Here is an 18148-nt window from a genome sequence, read left to right on the forward strand (position 1 = left end):
CGCCACCACTGTCGAACCCGCCGCCAACGCCCCGATACGCCGAGGGAAGCGTTTGCTGGCGAGGTTCGGTAGTGGTGGCCGTCCGCATCGCAACCGGCAGTACTCGCTCAGAGCCGTAGCGGAGTCGGGGCAGACCACTAGTCGTTCTGGTCTTGCGCGCGGCGGGATGCGTTGTCACTCTGAGCTCACCTCGATGCGTCTTCGCCGGGGGGCGAGGAATGGCCTGGACATCGAGGTATCGGCAGCTTGTTGCCAGTGGGGGAACAGATGCGCGGCTCGATTTTTCCTGCTCGCCTGCTGGCGACAGCTTTCGTCTTGATGCTTGTACCGCTGGCGGTCGTGGCTGGACCCGCAGCTCCTGCAGGCGCGGCGGTCGTGCCGAGCGGCTTCAGCGAGCAGGTGGTCTTCAGCGGTTTGGTGAACCCGACGAACGTCGCGTTCGCGGCCAACGGTCAGGTGTTCATCGCCGAGAAGAGCGGTCTCATCAAGGTCTTCGACTCGCTGGAGGATATTACTCCGACCGTGTTCGCCGACCTGCGGACCAAGGTCCACAACTATTGGGACCGCGGAGTGCTCGGACTTGCGCTGCATCCCGGTTTCCCAGCGGACCCACGGGTGTACGTGCTCTACACCTACGACGGTCTGATCGGTGGGCCGTCCCCCAAGTGGGGAACTCCTGCCACGACTGACGACCCCTGCCCGTCACCACCGGGCCCGACGAGCGACGGCTGCCAGGTCAGCGGGCGGTTGTCAGTACTGACGCCAACGGGTACGGCGATCGCCGAACAGGTGCTCGTCGAGGACTGGTGTCAGCAGTTCCCCAGCCACTCGATCGGCTCTATCGGGTTCGGATCGGACGGCATGCTCTATGCCACCGGCGGCGACGGGGCCAGTTTCAGCTACGCCGACTACGGTCAGGACAGCTACCCAGCCTCGGACGCCACTCCCGACAATCCGTGTGGCGATCCGCCGTCGCCGATCGGTACTGCGCTCGCACCGCCGGCTGCCGCGGGCGGCGCCTTGCGTGCTCAGGATGTGCGGACCGCTGGGGATCCCACCGGACTTTCCGGCTCGCTCATCCGGATCGATCCAGACACCGGTTATGCCGCGCCCGGCAACCCGCAGTACGGCAGCACCGATCCCAACACGCGCCGGATCGTGAGTCACGGCCTCCGCAACCCGATGCGGTTCGCCTTCCGGCCGGGGACGAACGAGATCTGGATCGGAGATGTTGGCTGGAATGCCTGGGAGGAGATCGATCGGGTGGTCAGCCCGACCGCAGGGGTGACCAACTTCGGCTGGCCGTGCTACGAGGGGACCGGCCGTCAGAGCGGCTACGACGGGGCCGATCTGACGCTTTGTGAGAATCTCTACGCCGCCGGCAGCGGAGCCGTGGCAGCCCCGTTCTTCGCCTACCAGCACGACGCCAAGGTCGTGGCGGGCGAGAGCTGCAGCAGTGGCAGTTCGTCCATCGCCGGCCTGGCGTTCTACCCGGACGGCAACTACCCCGCGGCGTACGACGGAGCACTCTTCTTCGCCGACTACAGCCGCAAATGCGTGTGGGCGATGCGGCCTGGAGCCAACGGGCTTCCCAACCCGTCGGACATCGTCACCTTCGCCTCGGGCTACGGCACCACCGCGCTACAGGCCGGGCCAGGTGGCGACATCTTCGCCGTCGACTACGACAACGGCCGGCTTGTCCGCTACGTCTACAGCGCCACCAACAACCCGCCCACCGCGGTGATCGACGCCAACCCCGACAGCGGAAACACCCCGCTCACCGTGTCGTTCGACGCGACCGCCTCCAACGACGCCGACGGCGATCCACTCACCTATGCCTGGGATCTGGACGGGGACGGTCAGTACGACGACTCGACCGCGGCGACAGCGCAGTACACCTACACCACGGGCGGCACCGTCATGGTGGGGCTGCGAGTGGACGACGGCCGGGGCGGGACCGATACCGTTGCGACGCAGATCAGCGTGGGCAACACCGCACCGACCGCGACGATCACCGCGCCCAGCCCTGGGACCACCTGGAAGGTCGGCGACAAGATCGCGTTCTCCGGTACGGCCGGCGATCCGGAGCAGGGCACCCTGCCGGCCTCGGCGTTGACGTGGACGCTCATCATGCAGCACTGCCCGAGCGACTGCCACGCCCATCAGATCACCACGATGACCGGCACGAGCGGCACCTTCACCGCACCTGATCACGAACACCCGTCCTACTTGGAGTTGCGGCTCACCGCCACGGACTCCGGTGGCCTCGTCGACACCAAGAGCGTCCGGCTGGATCCGAAGACCAGTGCCCTCACGTTCGCGTCGCAACCATCCGGCCTGCCGCTGACCTACCTGGCGACCACGGCAGCAGCACCCTTCACCCGTACGGCGATTGTGGGATCCAGCGGCTCCCTTTCGTCCGCGTTGCTGCAGCTCTCCGCCAACAACATCTACCGCTTCTCGTCGTGGTCCGACAGCGGGACCCGCACGCACAACTTCATTGCTCCCGCGTCTCCGACGACCTATACAGCCATCTACCGCGCCAAGCGCAACCTGGCGCTGAACCGCCCGGTCACGGTATCCAGCTTCGCAAGTACGGCTGCCGGAGGGCCGAAGGCGGTCGACGGTTCCATGTCCACCGCATGGACGAGCGCCGGCGCCGATCCACAGCGGCTTCAGATCGACCTCGGCATCGCCCACAGCGTTGACCGGGTCATGCTCAACTGGGCGGCGGCGTACGGTAAGGCCTACGCCATCCAACTGTCGACCAACGGGACTACTTGGGTCCCCGTCTACTCGACCACCACCGGAGACGGCGGTGTCGATCACGTCACCTTCGCCGCGACCGAGACCCGGTACGTGCGGATCGAAGGCACCACGCGCGGCACCGCGGGCGGCTACTCGCTCTCGGAGGCGGGTGTTTTCGGCGACACCGGCGTGATCACCGGAGTGGCCGGCCAATGTGTCGACGTGTATCGAGCCGGTACCGCCAATGGCACCGCCGTCATCCTCTGGACCTGCCACAGTGCTGGGGTCAACCAGCGGTGGACTCAGTTCGAAGATGGCACGCTCCGTTCGCTGGGCAGGTGCCTGGATGCACGCGGCACCGCAATCCGCAGTGCGGTGGTGTTGTGGACCTGCGACAGCAGCGGCGGCCAGAAGTGGGTACCCCGCGCCGACGGGACGCTGCTCAACGTCCGCTCCGGACGCTGCCTGGACGCCACGGGCGGCTTCAGCGCCAACGGCACAAAACTGATCATCTACGACTGCCACACCAAGCCCAACCAGAAGTGGGTCCTGCCCTGACCAGTGGGCGCCGCGGCCCCGCCGGCCGAGGACACCTTCTGGGGCTGACCTCTCACCCACCGCCCGCCCGCACCAGCCCGGGGTACCGTTCCGAGAGGTTGCCATAGGCATCTAGTACTACGGCTGGCAGGTCCACGTGGTCGATGAAGTCCCGGCCGCGTGGACCGTAGCCGTGCTCGTCGTCGCGCAGCCGCCGGATCTCGCCGAGCACCAAGGACGCGAATCGCTCCCGGCCCCAGATCGCCGGTCCGCCGGGTGTCGCGGCGACGCCGTACGGGCCGATCCAGGGGATCACCGGCGCGAAGCTGATCAGCTCGGTGCCCGGGAGATCCCGGAACGAGCGCACGAACGACGCATGGGTCCGTCGCTGCATGGTCGGGTCCTGCACCAGCACGATCCGCTGCGCCCGGTCCACGAACGGCCGGCTGAACTCCGCGTTCTGCCCGCAATTCGTGGACCGGTCCTCGATCTCGATCGCCGCCGCCGGTACGCCGTACTCGCGGGTCAGCAGGTCGCGGAAGATCTGCGACTCCGGCCGGAGTTCCCGCTCTCCGACCTTCGTCACCAGATGCCGCGTCGAGTGACCGACGCCGCCGCTGATCAGAATCCGCGGCACCAGCCCGTCCTGCCACGCCCGCGCAGCCACCTCGACGGATTCGAGCACCGCGCTCCCCATCAGCACCAGCAAATCGGCCTCGCCGATCTCGGCGACATCGCGCCGGGCGAGGTAGGTCGAGATCAGCGTCAGCTCCTCGGTGTCCACCTCAGCTTGCCCCGAGCAACGCGCGGAGCTCATCCGATGGGGCGTCATGTCCCTCGCAGAGGCTCAGGGCGAGCTTCCATTCGGTCCGTGCCTCGGCCGCCCGGCCGGCCGCGGTATGGCTCTCGCCGAGCCGTGTTCGGGCGAGCACCTCCTGATCCCAGATCTCGTACTCGACGACGAGTGGCAGGCTCTCCTGGAAGCAGGTGACCGCATCCTCGTGACGGTCGAGTGCCTGATAGACCGCCCCGAGGTCTGACAGTGCCTCGGCAAGGCGGCCGTCGGCCCGGTCCGGTAGTTGCCGATAGAGGTCGACGCACTCCTGAATCAGCTCGAGCGCCTCCTCGTGCCGGCCGCACTCGCGCAATGACTCGGCGATGAAGCGAAGGCGGTAGGCGAGGTGTTCCGGCAGGCCGTTGGTGCGTAGAGGTTGTGCGGCAAGGACGAAGGCTTCTGTCTGGAGCGTGAAGTCGCCGGTCTCACCGGCGAGCGAGCCAATCATCAGGTAGGCGGCCGATTCCACGCCGGGTTGCGCGTGGGCCTTCGCCAGCTCCAATGCCTGTTCTGCCCGAGCCAGCCCGTCCTTCGGCCGGCCCACTCGCTGCAGGGTGTAGCTCAGATTCACCAGCAGCGAACCCTGCAACTGGTAGTTGCCGATGGCTTCGGCGTACTTGAGGGCGCGTTCGCGGTAGCCCACTGCCGGCAAGTAGTCGCCGTAGCCCGAGCTCGCGTTGCTGAGGTCGGCAAGGATCAGGGCCTTGGGCACCGGATCGGTGATCTCGTCGAAGATCTCGTGGACGGCCTGGAGGGCGCTCTGCCACTCGGTCCAGCGACGTCGGGCCGAGCCGAGCTGCCCCATGCCGGCAACTAGCCGTACTGCCGCGAGCCGCTCCACCGGAGATCCTGCGACCGCCTTTCGAACCGCCGCCAGCAAGGCGAACCGCTCGACGTCGAGCCAGTCCAGGACGGTCTGCAGGTCGGTCTGATCGGCGGCCGGTTCCGCCCAGGACGGGTCGGGCCAGCCAGGTCCGTACTCACGGAGTACCGGCGTCAGCTCCTCCGAGCGCCACAGCATGGCCTGGTAACAGGCGAGCACTCGCTCCCACGCGGATCGGCGATCGGCCTCGGTCAGGGTGGCGTAGGCGCGTTCGCGGCCGACCTCGGCGACCAGGTCGTGGAGGCGGTACCGGTGCAGGGCGGGCGTTTCGAGCAGGTGGACGTCGACCAGCTTCTCCAGCACGTCCTCGGCTTCGTCGAGCGGGAGGTTCAGTGCGCTCGCGGCCACCCGGAGGGAGAAGCTGTCGCCGTCCAGCAACGAGCACAAGGGCAGCGCTGTTGCTGCCGCTTGATCTGTTGCGCGTTTGCTCTTGGCCAGCGCGTCGATCGACACGGCGATAGTGCTGCGGACGCTCACGTCGGGTGAGGTGAGGACGTCCAGCCTTGCCTGGTCGTCGCCGAGGCGGGCGGCCAGCGTCGCGAGATCGGCGGCTGATCCGCCAGCCAGTTGACCTCCGGCGACGCGAATGGCGAGCGGGAGGCATCCGCAGCGGCGTACGAGGTCGGTGGCTGCAGCGGGCTCCGCATTGACCAGGTCGGCGCCGACGATCTCCGCCAGGAGTTGGAGGCTTTCCTGCTCGGAGAGGACTTCGAGGAGGAGATGGCGGGCGCCGCTCAGGTTGGTGAGTCTGTTCCGGCTCGTGATGAGGGCGGAGCAACCCGCAGTACCGGGGATGAGAGGGATGACCTGGGCGGAGTCGGCCGCGTCGTCGAGGAGGACCAGGACCCGTTTGCCGGCGAGCGCCGTACGGTAGCGGGCCGAGGCGCGGTCGAGGTCGCCGGGAATGTCGCCGGCCGGTACGTCGAGGGCCTGGAGGAGGACGGTCAGTGCTTCGAGTGGAGTCAGTGGCGCCTGACCGCCGTTGCCGCGCAGGTTGAGGTAGAGGCGGCCGTCGGGGAAGCGGTCGGCCATCAGCCGGGCTGCGTGCACGGCCAGGACCGTCTTCCCGACGCCGCCCATGCCACCGATGGCGGACAGCGTGACGGCTCGGCCGACGGCCTCGTCGAGCACCTTCGTCAACTGCTCGACCTGGGCCGAGCGGCCGGTGAAGTCTTCGAGGTCGAAGGGGAGGTCGGTCGTGGTTGCCCGGGCGGATCCGGTCGCGGCCTGCTGGAAGGCCTCGACCTCGGCCGGCGACAGCGAAAGTGCTGCCGCCAGCCGGGTGATCGTCGGTTGGCGCGGGCGACGGCGGCGGCCGGTCTCGAGCATCCGGATCGCCTCGACGCTCAGGCCGGCCCGCTCTGCAAGCGCCTCCTGGGTCAGGGCGGATCGCGCCCGGAACCGCCGCAAGAGGTCCGCTACTGCCCCAGGCTCCATCGCCGAAGCCTAAGGCGGACCTCCAAATGGTTGCCAGTGCGCACTAGTCGGACGGGATGGCGTCGAGGATGGCCAGTTGGTCGGGGGAGAGTTGGATTGAGCCGGCGGCGACGTTCTCGGTCAGGTGGATGGGGTTGCCGGTGCCGGGGATGGCCAGGACATGGGGGCCCTTGGCAAGGGTCCAGGCGATCCGGATCTGGGCGGGAGTCGCGCCGTGCTCGCGGGCGATGGCGACGACCGGGTCAGTGTCGGCCACTCCACCGGCCTCCCGTCCGGTCGCCGTGACCGCGAAGAAGGGGACGAACGCGATCCCTTGCCGGCCACAGGTTTCGAGCATGCTGTCGTTGACGCGACCGAAGCCGACGCCGTAGCGGTTCTGTACTGCGACGACCGGCGCGATCTCCTGCGCCTGGGTGAGGTGTTCGCCGCGGATGTTTGACAGGCCGAGATGCTTGATCAGACCGGCTGCGCGCAACTCGGCCAGTACGCCGAAGTGCTCGGCGACCGAGGTGAGGCCGGTCTGGCGGAGGTACACCAGATCCAGCGTCTCGAGCCCGAGCTGACGCAGGTTGCCCTCGACCAGCCCGCGCAACTGGTTCGGCCGGGCCAGGCCGTGCTCCATCGGCCCGACCTTGGTCGCGATCACTAGGTCGTCGGGGTAGGGGGCGAGCGCCCGGCGGATGGCGTCGTTGGCCCAGTCGAGGCTGTCGAAACCGTGGGTCTCGCCGGATCTGCCGAACGAGGGGTAGAAGGCAGCGGTGTCGATGTGGTTGATGCCGAGCTCGATGACGCGCCGGAGGAGGCTGGTCACCTGCTCGGCGCCGGTCCGCGTGCCCGCCGTACCGGCTGTCGTGTCGGCGGTCGCGCCGCTGCCGCCGAGGCGTTTGGCGCCGAATCCGATCCGGTTGACGGTCAGGTCTCCTAGCGTCCAAGCCCCAGCGATCGCGGGGGACTTGCGCCCTGCATTCTTTGGTGCTACAGTTGAGCTTAGATCTGCGTTCGAATCCGTCTTATGCATGAGGACAGGATAAGGCTAGTGCCCCTTCTAGGGCTAGCCCGCAGCTCATCCCGTTGCTCGGCCGCGGACCGCCACGCAGTCACAACCGGTCAGGCGGAAATCGGAGAGGACAGCGACGGCCTCGGCTGTGAGGGCTGAGCGGACCTGTGCTTCGGTAGCTTCTGCTCATGGTGAGCGGTGTGTTGGGCGGGCTGGAGCCCGCCGGTGGGGCGTGGACGCGGAAGGTCGCCTACGAGGTCGCGCTCGAGGGGACCGGGCAGGCGATCGGGTTCTACGCGGAACTGATCGCGAACGAGGAAGCCGATCCCGACAAGATCGAGCAGTGGCGGGCCGAGCAGCGGGCCTGGGCAGCACGACGCCGGCGGTTGCGCCTGGACGACGGGCCGGAGATCGACGCGATCTACTCGGAGGGCGAGGTACTGCTGGCCGAGCCTGACGAGAAGGTCGGCGAGACGGTACGCCGTAAGCAGGAACTGAGCGAGGACGAGAACGAGCGGATCTTCCGGGAGCGGATCGTCCCGGACGAGTTGACCAGTACGCAGCAGGAGCAGCCGGTCGCGGTGATCGTCGCAGGGCAGCCCGGGGCCGGCAAAGCGACGGTCAACGCGCTCGCATGTGATGTCCTGCTCCGCCATGGACGCCATCCGCTGACGATCGGCCCGGACCGCTATCAGCCACACTGGCCCGTCTTCCGCACGCCGATCGACGACGGACCCACCGGCTACCTCAGCGCAGACGGTCTCAGCTGGATGGCGAAGGCGCTGACCTACGCGCGTACGCAGCGTTTCGACGTCGTGATGGAGGCGCCCCTGCTCGCTCAGGATGACGTGGAGCACGCGGCTCGCGAGTTCAAGTCGGCCGGATATCGGGTCGAGGTCGCGATCCTCGCCGTACCGGAGGCTGCAAGCCGGTTCGGCGTACTAGATCGTCATCTCCGCGGGCTGGAGGTCTATGGCTACGGCCGGCTCGCCGATCCTGAGCTGCACGACAGCGCCTATCGCCGGGTGCTCGAAATGGCCGAGACGATCGATCGGGAGCAGTACGCCGATCACGTGGCCGTGCTGCGCTCGGACGGGCAGGTGCTCCATCAGCAAGTGTCAGGTACGGCGGAAGTGGTCGAGCGCGAACGGAGTCGCCTGTGGACGGCCGCGGAGTCCCGGCAGTTCCTTGAGGGAGTTGCGGAGCTCCGGCGGATCGGGAGGTCGGCACCGATCGAATGGATCCAACGGGAGGCGGCCGAGGCGGAACGGCTGGTGCGGAAGCTGGTTGCGCCGTACATCCACCCGGATGCCGTCACGCTGCACATCGCTACCGCGGGAGTACTGCCGCCGGACGCGTAGGAACACGTCCGGCGGCGGCGCGACCGGACGGCGTCAGACGCCGTGCTCGTTGGTTTGCTTACGGGTGCGCTTGGAGAAGTCGCCGGTCACTCGGCCCTTCGTGTCGCGGACCTTCTCGTCGTCTCCCAGGCGGCCGGCTTGCTTGGCAAGCTTCTCGGCCTCTTTCCCAGACATCCAGCCCTTTTCCTTGGACCTCTTTCCGAACGCCATGACTCCTCCTCAGATGTCACCCCGTTCCAGCAATCACGTCGATGGTAGTGACGACGTGGTTCACCGGACGCTCGGCCGGGATTGCGGCCGAGGTGGGCGACGATCCGATCCAGGGATCGTTGCCCGACCACGGTACGTCGGGACCGAACGGCGAGCCCGGGTCAGCCGGAAGTCGCCGGCGGGGACGATCATCCTGGCTTCTGCTAGGTGGTCTGACGCCTGACCTGCAGGTTTGGGTGGCGCGCCCGGCAGGATTCGAACCTGCGACCAACGGATTAGAAGTCCGACGCTCTATCCAGCTGAGCTACGGGCGCATTGCCGGGGCTTGAGCCGCGGCACGGATCAGAGTCTCTCAGATGGTGGGCCGATCACGCTCGTGGGTTCCTCCCGGCGGGGCGTACGCCCGACCGGGTGGCTCTGGCTACTGCGAAGTACAGGGTTGTCGTTCCATCCGGGTAACGCTGAGTGGGCGGTCCTGCCGTGGTGGGGGCTCTACAACTAGGCTGCGGGCATGAGTTACCCCTCAGGAGGCCCGCCCGAGTCGCCGCAACCCGCGGTGGAGTCCGTCGGCGAGCCCGGCGGACAGTACCCCCAGCCCAACCTGCTGGGCACCCATCCGGTGCCCGGACAGCGGCGGAACCAGGGCATCCTGATCGGGGTTGTCGTAGCGGTCGCCTTCGCGATCGCCGGCCTGGGCATCTTCGCGATCGTGGCGAAGTCGACCGGCGCGGGCGGGTTCATGTGGGGCCTGGGCTTCGCGTTCATCCCGGTGATCCCGGTGATCGCGCTGTACCTGTGGCTGGACCGCTACGAACCGGAGCCGGCCAAATACATTCTGGTAGCACTGTGCTGGGGTGCGTTCATCGCCACCCTCGCGGCGATCTTCATCAACACCCAGGTGTCTGAGTGGATGCACGAGACCGGCAGCGGCGGCAACCGGTCCGCGGTGTTCGTGGCACCGCCGGTGGAGGAGTTCGCGAAGGGCTCGATCATCTTGTTGCTGGCGCTACTGCGCCGCAAGGAGTTCGACGGCATCATCGACAGCCTGGTGTACGCCGGCATGGTCGGCGTCGGCTTCGCCTTCACCGAGAACATCCTGTACTACGGCCGCATCTTCCGGCAGCTGTCCGAGGAGGCCGGCAGCGACGAAGGTCTGCGCGGCGCGTTCGTGCTGTTCGTGATCCGCGGGCTGATCTCGCCGTTCGCGCATCCACTGTTCACCTCGTTCACCGCGATCGGGATCGGTATCGCGGTCCGGCATCGCAGTACGGTCGTGCGCTACCTCGCCCCGATCGTCGGCTACCTCGGCGCGGTGCTCGCACACGGCCTCTGGAACGGTGGCGCGAGCTGGGCCGGTGGCGGCGGCTTCATCACCGTCTACCTGTTCCTGATGGTGCCGATCTTCATCGCGATGGTCGTCTTCGCTTTGGTGATGCGATCACGCGAAGGGCAGATGATCGCCTCGCGGCTCTATGACTATGTGCGGTTCGGCTGGCTGGTCCCGCAGGATGTGCCGTTGATAGCGACCTTGCGTGGCCGCAAGGCGCTCCGGCAGAACGCCAAGCGGTACGGCGCGCAGGCGGAGACCGCGGCCAAGGCGTTCCAGCACAACGCGACCGAACTGGCCTACCTGCGAGACAAGATCGTCCGCCAGGTGATCGGCCCGGAAGCGCTCAAGACGGAGAAGGAGCTCTTGGACGAGCTCCGGGCCCGGCGCCCGAGTGTGCCGTTCCCGCCGATGCCGGCGTTCGCGCAGGCGGTTCCGCAGTACCAGGGCGCGCCGCAGTACCAGGCTCCGCAGTACCAGGGACCGCCGTACCAGGACGGGCCGCAGGGACCGCCGTACGGCGGTCCGGTACCGGGCGGGCCTGGTCCCGGGCAATCAGGCCGGGTGCAGGACGTGGTGCCGGGACAGCCTGGCCAGGGGGCGCCGCAGTACTCGGGGCAGCCGGGGCAAGGACAGGGTGGACCGGGGCAGCCGGGGCCGGGGCAGCCCGGGGCGGCGCAGGGTGGAGGGGCCGGTGGATATCCGCCGGTTCAGCCGGGTTATCCGGCGCCTCAGCCGGGGTATCCAACCCGGCAACCCGGCTACCCAGCGACCCAGCCCGGTTACCCACCGGGACCCCCTGGATCGTCCGGAACGCCGGGAGGATACGGTCCCTATCCACCGTCGCAGTGACTGCCACCCGTCCACGCCGCCAAACGGGGATGAAGATGACTTTGCTTCTGCGCTGTCCGACCGGGCACTCTGTGCTCGTGGGCGGTAGCCGTGGCTGACACCAGGTCAGCAGCTGGTGAGGGTTCGGAGCGTTCGGGAAAGCCGAAGGTTCCGGCCCAGGATCAGTCTGCCCACGAGCTGGCCCGGCTGATCGCCGAATCCGATGCCAAAGGCAAGGGCTTCTGGCGCCGCCGCAAACGCAAAGCCGCCAGTACGCCGGCTGCTGCGCCGACCGCTGCTCCGACCCCTGCCGAGCCGGCGGAGTCCGTCGCGCCCGCGACAGACAAGCCCACGGAGCCAGCCACCACCACGGAGGCTACTGCGCTGAAGCCGGCGTCCAACGGCGATAACCAGCCAGCGGACAAGCCCGCGGGCCAGCCGACTGCGGACAAACCTGCGGGTGAGCCGACCGCGGACAAGGCCGCAGGGGAGTCGACTGCGGACAAGTCTGCGGGCGAGCCGACTGCGGAGACGCCCGCGGAGGAGCTGACAGCGGACAAGCCCGCGGGAGAGCCGACTCTGGGCAAGGCTGCGGAGGAGTCGACAGCGGACAAGTCTGCGGAGGAGTCGACTGCCGATAAGGCCGCGGAGGAGCTGACGGCGGAGAAGGCGGCCGCTGAGCGGTCAACCGCCGATGAGGCTTCGGTAGGCGAGGGTTCCGCAGAGGAGTCTTCGGCCACCGAGTCTTCAGTCGAGGAGCCTTCAGCCGATAGGGCGAGCGCAGTTGAACTGCCCGCCGACCAACTGTCAGCTGAGATGACCACCGACCAGCCGTCGGCCGAAGAGCCCGCTGCTGGTGCTGCTGAGGTACCTGTCCCGGCAGAGCAGCCGACCGAGAATCCGCGACCAATGGTCGGGGTCGTCTACGAGCCGGAGGAGTCCTCTGACGGATTCCCCCTCGAGTACGGCGAGATCATCATCGGTCTGCCCAAGAAGCCGGGCGCACAGGACGAGCCAAACGCTGAGGCGACCGAGGACCAGCCAGCAACCGAGGCAGCCGCCGACAAGCCAGACCCCGAAGCCGCCGCCAACGAGCCACAGCCGGACGCTGCCACCGACGAGCCGCACCCCGAGTCGGCCACCGACCAGCAGCAGCCGGAGGCTGCCACCGACGAGCCGCAGCCCGAGTCGGACGCCGAAGCTCAGCAGCCCGAGTCGGGCGCTGACGAGTCGCAGCCCGAGGCCGACGACCAGGCAACGGAGCCGGTTGCCGAAGCAGTCGGCAGTCCCGCGACAGAGAACGCGGATGATGCCGATGAGCCGAGCGAACCTGCAGAGCCCGCCGCAGCCGCAATACAGGAAACGGACGCTGCGCTCGCAGTACAGGCGAAGTCGGACGTCGCCCAGGAAGCCGACGCCGAGTCTGCCTCCGACGACAACGCCACGCCAGTCGGCGCAGAGGATCAGCACGAGGCCGACGCCGCAGGCAGCGAGACCGAAGCTCCTGCAGACACCGAGAGAGAGGTTCCTGCAGACGGCGAGACCGAAACTGCAACAGACGTCGAGCCAGACGCTGAAGCTGTGCCAGCCGCAGAGCACGACGCCGACGCTGACACCGACGCCACGGTTGGAGCCGACGCCCATGCAGAGGCTGACCTTGGCGAGGGTGACTCTGCGGATGAGCTAGACGCCGAGGACTCTTCAAGTGAAGAGGACACCGGGAGCGAAGGCTCGGCTGACAGCGCGGCCACTGACGAGGCGACCACCGACTCCAGCACCTCCGAGACGGACAGCGATTCCGACGGAAGCGCCAACTCGGAGACGGACGGCGACTCTGACGACAGTGCCGACGCCGCGCCAGACGACAACTCCACCGCCACCGACGCCACAGCCGAGACCTCCGACGCGGATAGCACCGCCACAGCCGACTCCGGTGAGACCTCCGAAGCCGACACCACCGCCGACGCTGAGGCCGCCCTTGAGGATGCCTCCGAAGCGGATACCGCCGCCGACGATGAGGTCACCTCTGAGGTGGCTGTTGCGCCGGAGAAGTCGGTGGAGGAGGTGGCTACTGAGCAGGCGGCTATGGCCTTGATTACCGCGTTGATGAAGTTGCGGGGGGCGTTGGCTGCTAGTCGGTTGCCGATTGATGTAGTCGGGGCTGATGAGGCTCGCCAGCAGCAGAAGGCGATGCTGGATCAGCTGGATGACTACATCCTCCCGCGGCTGGTGCAGCTCGAGGCCCCCGTCCTTGCGGTGGTCGGTGGAAGCACCGGCGCCGGCAAGTCGACCCTGGTCAACAGCCTCATCGGCAAGGTCGTCAGCGAGCCTGGCGTACTGCGGCCGACCACTCGCTCGCCCGTTCTGATCCACCACCCGGCCGACGCCGAGTGGTTCACCAACGACCGGGTGCTGCCGGGGATGGCACGCTCCAGCGGGGACAGCCCGGGTGGGACGGAGGACCCCGGGCAGATCCGGTTGGTTGCCGCCGACACCATCCCGCAGGGGCTGGCGATTCTCGATGCCCCCGACATCGATTCCGTCGTCGAGGCGAACCGCGATCTCGCCACCCAACTGCTCGCCGCGGCCGACCTGTGGTTGTTCGTCACCACCGCCGCCCGGTACGCCGATGCGGTGCCGTGGGAGTTCCTGCAGAGCGCATCGGACCGCAGTACGGCGGTCGCGGTGGTGCTCGACCGGGCACCCGCCGACACGATCGACGACATCACCGGGCACCTGGCGCAGATGCTGCTGGAGCGCGGTCTGGGTGACTCGCCGCTCTTCAGCATCAAGGAGACCGTTGTCGACGGCAACGGAATGCTCGCGAGCGAGATCGTTGCCTCGATCAAGGACTGGCTGATGGACCTGGCCGCCGACGCCGAGGCGCGATCGGCCGTCGTCCGCCGGACCCTGCAGGGTGCCGTCACCGCGATGACGAAGAAGACACCCGCCTTCGCCAAGGCGGTCCGGGCGCAGGCCGACACGGCCGTGGAGCTGCGGACGACAGCCGAAACGGCGTACGAGCGGGCCGTCAAGGACATCGCCAAGGCGACCCAGGACGGCACCATGCTGCGCGGCGAGGTGCTCGCCCGCTGGCAGGAGTTCGTCGGGACAGGCGAGCTGCTCAAGGGCCTGCAGACCAACGTCGGTCGCCTGCGCGACAAGGTCCTTACTGCGGTTGTCGGCAAGGCGCCGCCGACCAGGGACCTCAAGGACGCCGTCGAGTCGGGCCTGGAGTCCTTGCTACGCGAGCATGCCGAGGCTGCTGCGGAGCGGGCCGAGGAGTCGTGGCAGTCGACGGCCGCTGGCCGCCAGTTGCTCGCGACTGGCGATCGCGACATGGGCCGGATGTCCAAGGAGTTTCCTGCCGAGGCGGGGCGCGCTGTTCGCGAGTGGCAGGGCTTTGTGCTCGACCTGGTCCGCCAGGAGGGCGCTGAGAAGCGCAGTGCGGCGCGCATCCTCGCGTACGGCGTGAACGGTCTCGGCCTGGCCCTCATGGTCGTCATCTTCGCTAGTACTGCGGGGATCACGGGCGCGGAGGTCGGTGTCGGTGCCGGAACCGCCGTGGTCGGGCAGAAGCTCCTGGAGGCCGTCTTCGGCGACCAGGCGGTTCGGACCCTGGCGGCGAAGGCCCGGGACGACCTTGACGCTAGAGTTCATGCTTTGATGGATGCCGAATTCGCCCGCTATCTGGCTGTGCTCGACCAGCATCCGGTCGATCCCGACGCACCCAGGCAACTGACGGAGGCCGCGCGCGCGGTGGAGGACTGCACGTGACGGGAATTGTGGATACGGTCAAGGGCCTGGTGAGGGGCTCTACCGATGTCCTGACGAAGATCGAGGCACTCGAGGACGCTGCCGAGGCCGGCCGGGGACGGCTGGACCAGGTGGTCCTGAGTGAGGCTTCGCAGATCGTGGACCGGGCCAGTCAGCGGCTCAGGATGTCCGGCGATCTGACAGTCGTGGCGCTGGCCGGTGCGACCGGTTCCGGCAAGTCGTCGCTGTTCAACGCGCTGACCGGGCTCGACCTGGCCGCGATCGGAACGCGCCGGCCGACGAGCTCGATGCCGCTGGCCTGTGTCTGGGGCGAGGAGCCTGCCGGTGAACTCCTGAACTGGCTGGGGATTCCCCGCCGGCACCAGGTGCAGCACCGCAGCTCGCTCGAGGACGCGCACTCGGAGGACCTGGACGGGCTGGTCCTGCTGGACCTGCCTGACCACGATTCCACCGAGGTCGAGCACCGGCTCATCGTGGACCGGCTGGTCGAGCTGGTCGACGTACTGGTGTGGGTGGTCGATCCGCAGAAGTACGCCGATGCCGCGCTGCACAATCGCTACATCAAGCCGTTCGCGTCGCACTCGTCGGTGATGGCGTTCGCGCTGAACCACGCCGACAAGCTCACCGACGAGCAGCGCGAGAGCTGTCTTGCCGACCTGACCCGGCTGCTCAAGTCGGATGGTCTCAAGAGCCCGCAGCTCGTCGCGACGTCTGCACTGAGTGGTGCCGGGCTGGACGACCTGCGGACCCTGCTGGTCAAGCGGGTCAACGCCAAGCGCGCTGCCCGCGAGCGGCTCGCCGCGGACGTGGATCGTGTCGCCGACCGGATGGCGAGCCAGTGCGGCAACGCCAAGACGCCGGAGATCGCCAAGTCGGACATCACCGAGCTGGTCGACGCACTGGCGGACGCAAGCGGCGTACCGGTCGTCGTCGAGGCCGTACGCCGGTCGTACCTGCAGCGTGCCACTGCTGCGACGGGCTGGCCGGTCACCAAGTGGCTTGCCCGGTTCCGGCCGGATCCGTTGCGTCGGCTGCATCTGGATCAGGTGCCTCGCCAGCAGGGCAAGGCGTTGCGCAAGTCGGCCTCCAACGAGGTGTCGATCGCTCGCTCATCGTTGCCTGCGGCAACACCCGTGCAGCGCGCCCGGATGGACACGGCCGTCCGCAACATCACCAACAAGGCCGCAGCCGGGCTGTCCCGCCCGTGGGCCGATTCAGTCCGTACTGCGATCCGCAGGCGCGAGGAGTCCCTCGGAGACGAGCTGGACCAGGCAGTCGCGCGTACGGACCTTGGCGCCAACAACAACCCGAGCTGGTGGGGTGCGGCGCGGTTCCTGCAGTGGTTGCTGTTCCTGGTGGCGCTGGGTGGTGGTGTCTGGCTCCTGCTGGCCGCCTTCCTGCAGGTGCAAGACCTGACGCTGCCGAAGTGGCAAGGCATCCCGTACGCCACGATCATGCTGGTCGGCGGCGTCGTACTAGGCGTAGCCGCCTCGGTAGCCTGCCGCCTCTTCGCCACCAGCGGCGCCAACCGCCGGGCCCGCCTGGTAGCCAAGGCCCTCCGCACAGAACTGGAAAAGGTCGCCGACACCCACGTCGTCGCTCCTGCCCGCGAGGAACTCACGGCCTATACGGTCTGCCGCGACAAGCTCGCAGTCGCACGAGGCTGAGCCGGCTGAATCGAGCTACGCCGGGCGTACGCAGTACGGGGATCACGGGCAGATGGCGCCCGTGATCCCTCGGGTGATCCAGGCCGCGTAGCGATCGAGGGACCAGTTGCGTTGCAGGACGAGCAGTTCGTACAGCTCGACGGCGATGTAGGTCCACAGGACGTCGCGGACCTCGTCCGGCTCGATGGCTGGGCGGAGCTGGCCTGAGTCCAGCAGGTGGCGGCCCAGCATGCCCATCCCGACGAGGCGTTCGGCCAGGAGCTTCTGCCAGACCTCATCAAGGGTCTCGTCGGTGTGCCGTCCGTCGCGGATCAGGATCTGCACCTTCGCCGACCGCTCCTGCCGCTGCGCCAGCCCGTCGACATACAGCTTGATCTTGTGCCGCACGTCCGGCTCGGCTTGGACCGCCTGGGCGTCCGCGCGCTCCGCCATTGGTACAGGCTCGTCGTCACCGGCGATCACGTAGTCGAACACAGCCTTAGCCAGCGCTGCCTTCGTGCCGAAGCCCTTGTAGACGCTCTCGGCAGAGACGCCGGCCGACTTGGCCACTGCAGCGATAGTCGTCGCCCTGAAGCCATCACGCTCGAACAGGTCCTTCGCAGCCAGTACTACGGCCTGCTGGCGGGCGCGGGCCTGCTCCCGCCGGCCTGAGGCGTCGTAGTTCCTCTTGACTTCCGTCATTCACCGATCCAATACTTTGGAGACAGTTCAACTGTATCTAATTTGGGGAGGGGCAATGAACAACGACCTTGGTTTCGTGTCCGGCGATCAGCGGTCCATCGTGGTCCGGAGCATTCTGGCCATGGCTGACGGTAGTTCGGCCGACTTCGACGAGATCTACCACCCGGCGGCCGTCGACCGGGAGAACCTGGTGCAGCCGCCGTCGTCGCGGGTGCCGGGGCCGGCGGGCTTCCGCTCGACCGCGGAATGGCTGCGGGGAGCCTTTGACGAACTGCACTATGAGATCCACTGAGGTTTTCTCACCGGGTGCCGCGTTGGAGGTGTAGTAGGACGAGTGCGGCGGTGGTGATGGTGCCGATTCGCCAGGGGTCGAGGGTGATGCGTTCGAGTGCTTTCCAGGTGCGTTTGAGAAGGGCGTTTGCTCTTTCGGCGGGTGCGCGCAGGATGCTGATCGTGGTGTTGCGGGTCTGGTTGTCGGGACAGAGGTTGCCGCCCTTGGTCGGGACCATGATGCCGATCCCGGCGCCGGCGTAGCCCTTGTCTGTCAGGGTCGGCAGGCCTTGGGAGGCTGCTGGGTACAGGGCGGGGAGTGCGTGTTGCCGGGCGGCGGTGATGTCGTGGGTCGAGCCTGGTTCGACCTCGGAGGTCCATTCGGGGTAACCGGTCGAGTCGGTGAGGACCTGGATGTTGCCGCCATGTTGTTTGTGTTTTCCGGAGTACCACAGATCGTGTCCGGCTTCCGAGGGTGCGCTGCATCGGGTGGAGGGAATCAGGGTGCCGTCCAGGCAGACGAATGCCCAGCCTTCCTGTAGCGCTTGAGTGAGTACGTCGTGCAGATCCGGGCCATGCGCGGCGAT

At 67.7% G+C, this 18148-nt stretch carries 12 protein-coding genes and 1 tRNA gene; 6 read left to right on the forward strand and 7 right to left on the reverse strand.

What is annotated here, in order from left to right:
- Nucleotides 1-267 precede the first annotated feature (267 nt).
- A complete protein-coding gene (locus A3ES_RS49495; RefSeq protein WP_063746033.1) occupies nucleotides 268-3306 on the forward strand; it encodes a ricin-type beta-trefoil lectin domain protein in 3039 nt (1012 codons plus the stop codon).
- Nucleotides 3307-3358: 52 nt separating this feature from the next.
- On the opposite strand, the gene A3ES_RS0135130 is transcribed toward A3ES_RS49495, so the two are convergent.
- The 3 genes from A3ES_RS0135130 to A3ES_RS0135140 are packed head-to-tail and all read right to left on the reverse strand — an operon-like array spanning nucleotide 3359 to nucleotide 7458.
- The gene (locus A3ES_RS0135130; protein WP_063746034.1) at nucleotides 3359-4102 is read right to left on the reverse strand and encodes a YdcF family protein; all 744 of its coding nucleotides are present in this window, start codon (nucleotides 4100-4102) and stop codon (nucleotides 3359-3361) included.
- Complete coding sequence (locus A3ES_RS51830) at nucleotides 4071-6440, reverse strand: XRE family transcriptional regulator (protein ID WP_020391529.1); 2370 nt, start codon at nucleotides 6438-6440, stop codon at nucleotides 4071-4073. The genes A3ES_RS0135130 and A3ES_RS51830 overlap by 32 nt, the downstream gene beginning before the upstream one ends.
- Nucleotides 6441-6483: 43 nt before the next feature.
- Nucleotides 6484-7458 carry an aldo/keto reductase gene (locus tag A3ES_RS0135140; RefSeq protein WP_020391530.1) on the reverse strand — a complete coding sequence of 325 codons (975 nt, stop codon included), beginning with the start codon at nucleotides 7456-7458 and terminating at the stop codon, nucleotides 6484-6486.
- Nucleotides 7459-7625: 167 nt separating this feature from the next.
- Here A3ES_RS0135140 and A3ES_RS0135145 point away from each other — a divergent pair, with 167 nt between their 5' ends.
- A complete protein-coding gene (locus A3ES_RS0135145) occupies nucleotides 7626-8798 on the forward strand; it encodes a zeta toxin family protein (protein WP_020391531.1) in 1173 nt (390 codons plus the stop codon).
- Between the two features lie 33 nt (nucleotides 8799-8831).
- Here A3ES_RS0135145 and A3ES_RS54550 read toward each other — a convergent pair whose 3' ends face one another.
- On the reverse strand, nucleotides 8832-9008 hold the full coding sequence (locus A3ES_RS54550) for a hypothetical protein (protein WP_020391532.1): 177 nt from the start codon (nucleotides 9006-9008) through the stop codon (nucleotides 8832-8834).
- A gap of 237 nt (nucleotides 9009-9245) precedes the next feature.
- Nucleotides 9246-9322: transfer RNA gene (locus tag A3ES_RS0135155), tRNA-Arg, on the reverse strand.
- 197 nt (nucleotides 9323-9519) lie between these two features.
- Between A3ES_RS0135155 and A3ES_RS0135160 the strand changes: the two genes are divergently transcribed.
- The 3 genes from A3ES_RS0135160 to A3ES_RS49510 all read left to right on the forward strand — a co-directional run bounded on the left by A3ES_RS0135160 (nucleotide 9520) and on the right by A3ES_RS49510 (nucleotide 16610).
- On the forward strand, nucleotides 9520-11187 hold the full coding sequence (locus A3ES_RS0135160; protein WP_026163497.1) for a PrsW family intramembrane metalloprotease: 1668 nt from the start codon (nucleotides 9520-9522) through the stop codon (nucleotides 11185-11187).
- Nucleotides 11188-11277: 90 nt separating this feature from the next.
- Entirely contained in the window at nucleotides 11278-14943 is a 3666-nt protein-coding gene (locus A3ES_RS56440) for a dynamin family protein (protein ID WP_020391534.1), read from the forward strand.
- Nucleotides 14940-16610, forward strand: a complete 1671-nt coding sequence (locus tag A3ES_RS49510) for a GTPase (protein WP_063746035.1) — start codon at nucleotides 14940-14942, stop codon at nucleotides 16608-16610. The genes A3ES_RS56440 and A3ES_RS49510 overlap by 4 nt, the downstream gene beginning before the upstream one ends.
- Before the next feature lie 42 nt (nucleotides 16611-16652).
- On the opposite strand, the gene A3ES_RS0135175 is transcribed toward A3ES_RS49510, so the two are convergent.
- Nucleotides 16653-17291, reverse strand: coding sequence for a TetR/AcrR family transcriptional regulator (locus tag A3ES_RS0135175; RefSeq protein ID WP_020391536.1), 639 nt, complete (start codon nucleotides 17289-17291; stop codon nucleotides 16653-16655).
- A 55-nt stretch (nucleotides 17292-17346) separates the two neighbouring features.
- Here A3ES_RS0135175 and A3ES_RS49515 point away from each other — a divergent pair, with 55 nt between their 5' ends.
- Entirely contained in the window at nucleotides 17347-17583 is a 237-nt protein-coding gene (locus tag A3ES_RS49515; RefSeq protein WP_020391537.1) for a nuclear transport factor 2 family protein, read from the forward strand.
- A gap of 7 nt (nucleotides 17584-17590) precedes the next feature.
- Here A3ES_RS49515 and A3ES_RS0135185 read toward each other — a convergent pair.
- Nucleotides 17591-18148: transposase family protein (locus tag A3ES_RS0135185; RefSeq protein ID WP_020391538.1), on the reverse strand; the 558-nt coding region annotated here is incomplete at its 5' end.

Source organism: Kribbella catacumbae DSM 19601, assembly GCF_000372465.1.
GTDB lineage: Bacteria > Actinomycetota > Actinomycetes > Propionibacteriales > Kribbellaceae > Kribbella > Kribbella catacumbae.